Origin of the sequence: Pedococcus sp., from assembly GCF_036000045.1 — a bacterium.
In the GTDB taxonomy this organism is placed as follows: Bacteria; Actinomycetota; Actinomycetes; order Actinomycetales; family Dermatophilaceae; genus Pedococcus.
The window spans coordinates 1-3,821 of record NZ_DASYGF010000053.1; the positions used below are offsets into that span (position 1 = coordinate 1).

The 3,821-nt window shown below is 67.3% G+C and carries 5 protein-coding genes; all 5 read right to left on the reverse strand.

Going from position 1 to position 3,821, the window contains the following annotated elements; all coding sequences use genetic code 11:
• On the reverse strand, positions 1–503 hold a 503-nt coding region (locus tag VGN50_RS08620), incomplete at its 3' end, for an MlaD family protein (RefSeq protein WP_327444343.1).
• Positions 504–506: 3 nt separating this feature from the next.
• Positions 507–1,334 carry an ABC transporter permease gene (locus VGN50_RS08625; RefSeq protein ID WP_327444344.1) on the reverse strand — a complete coding sequence of 276 codons (828 nt, stop codon included), beginning with the start codon at positions 1,332–1,334 and terminating at the stop codon, positions 507–509.
• A gap of 12 nt (positions 1,335–1,346) precedes the next feature.
• On the reverse strand, positions 1,347–2,117 hold the full coding sequence (locus tag VGN50_RS08630; protein ID WP_327444345.1) for an ABC transporter permease: 771 nt from the start codon (positions 2,115–2,117) through the stop codon (positions 1,347–1,349).
• Positions 2,114–3,148 (reverse strand): ABC transporter ATP-binding protein, encoded by a 1,035-nt coding sequence (locus VGN50_RS08635; protein WP_327444346.1) that lies wholly within the window; start codon positions 3,146–3,148, stop codon positions 2,114–2,116. Before VGN50_RS08635 ends, VGN50_RS08630 begins: the two co-directional genes overlap by 4 nt.
• Before the next feature lie 217 nt (positions 3,149–3,365).
• Positions 3,366–3,752, reverse strand: coding sequence for a 50S ribosomal protein L7/L12 (gene rplL, locus VGN50_RS08640; protein ID WP_327444347.1), 387 nt, complete (start codon positions 3,750–3,752; stop codon positions 3,366–3,368).
• Positions 3,753–3,821: the final 69 nt, after the last annotated feature.

Genomic DNA, 3,821 nt, shown 5'->3' on the forward strand with positions numbered 1-3,821 from the left:
GCCAGCTTCTCCGGCTGCACGGCCCGCAGCAGCGGCAGCAGGTCGTCGAAGACCTTCTCCAGCTCGATCGCCACCGACGTCTTGTCCTGCCCGATCACCGCACCGTCGCGGATTGGTGTCGCCGCATTCCCTGCCTGCGGCGACACCAGGTCCACGAACCGCTCACCGAACAACGTCTTGGGCAACAACCGCGCCGTCACATCTGCCGGGATCAGTGGGGCCATCGCCGGGTCGAGCGCCAGGTCCAGTCGGGCGCCGTTCCCGGTCGTCTCGATCGAGCGCACCTCGCCGACGATGAGCCCCCGCAGCTTCACATCGGACGCCGTCTGCAGCTGCGACCCGATCCGGTCGGTCAGCAACGTCACGTGCACGACATCGGTGAAGCGCTTCTGGAACGAGGCGATGGACAGGGCGATGAGCAGGGCGACGACAGCGATGAAGCCCACGCCGTAGGCATGGTTGCCCAGGCGCGACATGATGCCGTCGGTTGGTGCGTCGGCCATGGGTTATCCCGCGATCCGCACTGTCGTGGTGGCGCCCCAGACGGCGAGGGAGAAGAAGAAGTCGACGATGTTGATGGCCACGATCGAGGTCCGGACCGCCTTGCCGACAGCCACCCCGACCCCGGCCGGGCCACCCGAGGCGTTGTAGCCGTAGTAGCAGTGGATGAGGATGATGACGACCGCGAACACCATCACCTTGAGGAACGAGTAGAGGACGTCGATGGGCGGCAGGAACAGGTGGAAGTAGTGGTCGTAGGTGCCTGCTGACTGTCCGAAGTAGTGCACGACGATGAACCGTGTGGCCCCGTAGGACGACAGCAGGCCCAGCACGTAGAGGGGGACCACCGCGACGAACCCGGCGATCATGCGCGTGGTCACCAGGAACGGCAGTGACGGGATGCCCATGACCTCCAGGGCGTCGACCTCCTCGGAGATCCGCATGGCGCCCAGCTGGGCGGTGAAGCCACAGCCGACGGTGGCCGCGAGCGCCAGACCGGCGACCAGTGGGGCGATCTCACGAGTGTTGAGGTAGGCCGAGACGAAGCCGGTGAACGCGCCGGTGCCCAGCTGGTTGAGCGAGGAGTAGCCCTGCAGGCCCACCTGGCTGCCGGTGAAGAAGGCGAGGAACGCGATGACGCCGACCGTGCCGCCGATCACCGACAGGGCGCCAGATCCGAGGGAGACCTCGGCCAGCAGCCGGATGACCTCCTTCTTGTAGCGGCGGATGGTGCGGCCGCTCCACGCGAGGGAGCGCACGTAGAACCGCATCTGCTCGCCGAGGCTGTCGAGCGCCTCGACGGGCCGGCCGGCGAGGTCGAGAACCTTGCTCATACGGGCACCTCCTCAGATCTTCTGGGGGACGACTTGGAAGTAGACGGCACTGACGACGAAGTTGATGACGAACAGGAACATGAAGGTGATGACCACGCTCTGGTTCACCGCGTCACCCACGCCCTTGGGACCGCCACCTGCCGTGAGGCCCTTGTAGGCGGCCACCACGGCAGCGATGAACCCGAAGATCAGGGCCTTGACCTCACTGGTCCACAGGTCGGCCAGCTGGGCCAGCGCAGTGAACGAGGCGATGTAGGCACCGGGCGTGCCGCCTTGGATGATGACGTTGAAGAAGTAGCCACCGGCGACTCCGACGACCGACACGAGGCCGTTGAGCAGCACCGAGACGACCATCGCGGCGAGAACACGCGGGACGACGAGCCGCTGGATCGGGCTGATGCCCAGGACCTCCATGGCGTCGATCTCCTCGCGGATCTTGCGGGAGCCGAGGTCGGCACAGATCGCCGAGCCGCCGGCGCCTGCGATGAGCAGCGCGGTGACGATGGGCGAGGCCTCACGGACGACCGCGAGGACCGAGGCCGCACCGGTGAAGGACTGCGCGCCGAGCTGACGGGTCAGCGTGCCGAGCTGGAGGGCGATGACCGCGCCGAAGGGGATCGAGACCAGCGCGGTCGGGACGATCGTGACCGAGGCGATGAACCAGCACTGCTGGATGAACTCCTTGGTCTGGAACGGCCGGCGCGGCAGGGCGCGCATCGTGTCGAGCACGAGGGCGAACAGCGACCCGCTCTGTCTCAGGGCTCCGACGGCTGGGTTCTTCATGACGCCGCCTCGGGGACGGAGTCAGCCCCGGACTCGGCGATGACGGTGGTGGGCTCACTGTCGGCCGGCGGTGTGTTGACCACGCCGGGCACCCCGGCCCTGCCGGACAGGAACGACCCGGGAGGCGGGGTGACGCCGTTGAGGCGGCACCACTCCCCTGCCGGGCGCTCGGAGCGCCGCGGCGTGCCGTCGCTCGTCTTGAGCTGGAGGGCGATCGGCGGCAGCGGCGGCAGCTCCTGGCCCTGCTCGGAGGCGAGCTCGTCGGCGTCCTTCTCCTCGGACATGCCGATGGGGCCGATCGTCTGGGCGTTGAGGAACTGGCGGACCACCGGCTCCTCCGAGCTGAGCAGCATCTCGCGCGGGCCGAACATGGCTAGGTGCCGGTGGTACAGCAGGCCGATGTTGTCGGGAACCGTCCGGGCCGTGTTGATGTCGTGCGTGACGATGAGGAACGTCGCGTCGATCTGGGCGTTGAGGTCGATGAAGAGCTGGTTGATGTACGAGGTGCGCACGGGGTCCAGGCCCGAGTCGGGCTCGTCGATGAGCAGGATCTCCGGGTCGAGCACGAGGGCGCGGGCCAGTCCGGCCCGCTTGCGCATCCCACCCGAGATCTCTCCGGGGAGCTTGCTCTCGGCGCCGGTCAGGCCGACGAGGTCCATCTTCTCCAGGACGATGCGCTTGATCTCGGACTCGGACTTCTTGGTGTGCTCGCGCAACGGGAACGCCACGTTGTCGTAGAGGTTCATCGAGCCGAACAGGGCGCCGTCCTGGAAGAGGACACCGAAGAGCTTGCGTACCTCGTAGAGGTCGTGCTCGCGAAGCCGGGTCAGGTCGCGGTCCTGGATCCAGATGGACCCCGAGTCCGGCTTGAGCAGACCCACGAGCGTCTTGAGGAAGACGGACTTGCCCGTGCCCGAGGGGCCGAGCATGACGGAGATCTCGCCGGCCGGGAGGGTGAGCGTGACGTCGTTCCAGATGACCTGGGACCCGAACCGCTTGGTCAGGCCCTCGACCTTGATCTCAACGCCCACTGCTCACCTCGTCGTGAAAGTTAACTGCCCGCGAGAGGGCCCCGGTTCGTTCGGGATAACGACCGGTCGACCACGAGGTTACGGTCCGGTAGCCCCGGGCGCCTCTCCAGAGCGCGGACACGCCGCCCGGCACACGCCGAAGCGGGCCCGACCAGAGGTCGGACCCGCTTCGTGCAGTGCACTCGCTCCCCGCGCCCGTGGGCGGAGGAGGCTCAGGTCACTTGAGGGTGACGGTGGCCCCGGCGCCCTCAAGGGCCTCCTTGGCCTTGTCCGCGGCAGCCTTGTCGACCTTCTCCAGGACGGCCTTGGGGGCACCGTCCACGAGGTCCTTGGCTTCCTTCAGGCCGAGGGAGGTCAGCGCGCGGACCTCCTTGATGACCTGGATCTTCTTGTCGCCAGCGGCCTCGAGGACCACGTCGAACTCGTCCTGCTCCTCGACAGCAGCGGCGTCGCCGCCAGCCGGGGCGCCGGCCGCAGCAACGGCCACGGGGGCAGCAGCGGTGACGTTGAAGGTGTCCTCGAACTGCTTCACGAACTCAGAGAGCTCGATGAGGGTCATCTCCTTGAAGGCCTCAAGGAGCTCGTCGGTGGAGAGCTTCGCCATGATGGGCGTCCTTTCTGTTCTTACTACTTGTATGCCGTGAGTGGCGGTTTGGTGGGTGAGCTGGGCCTC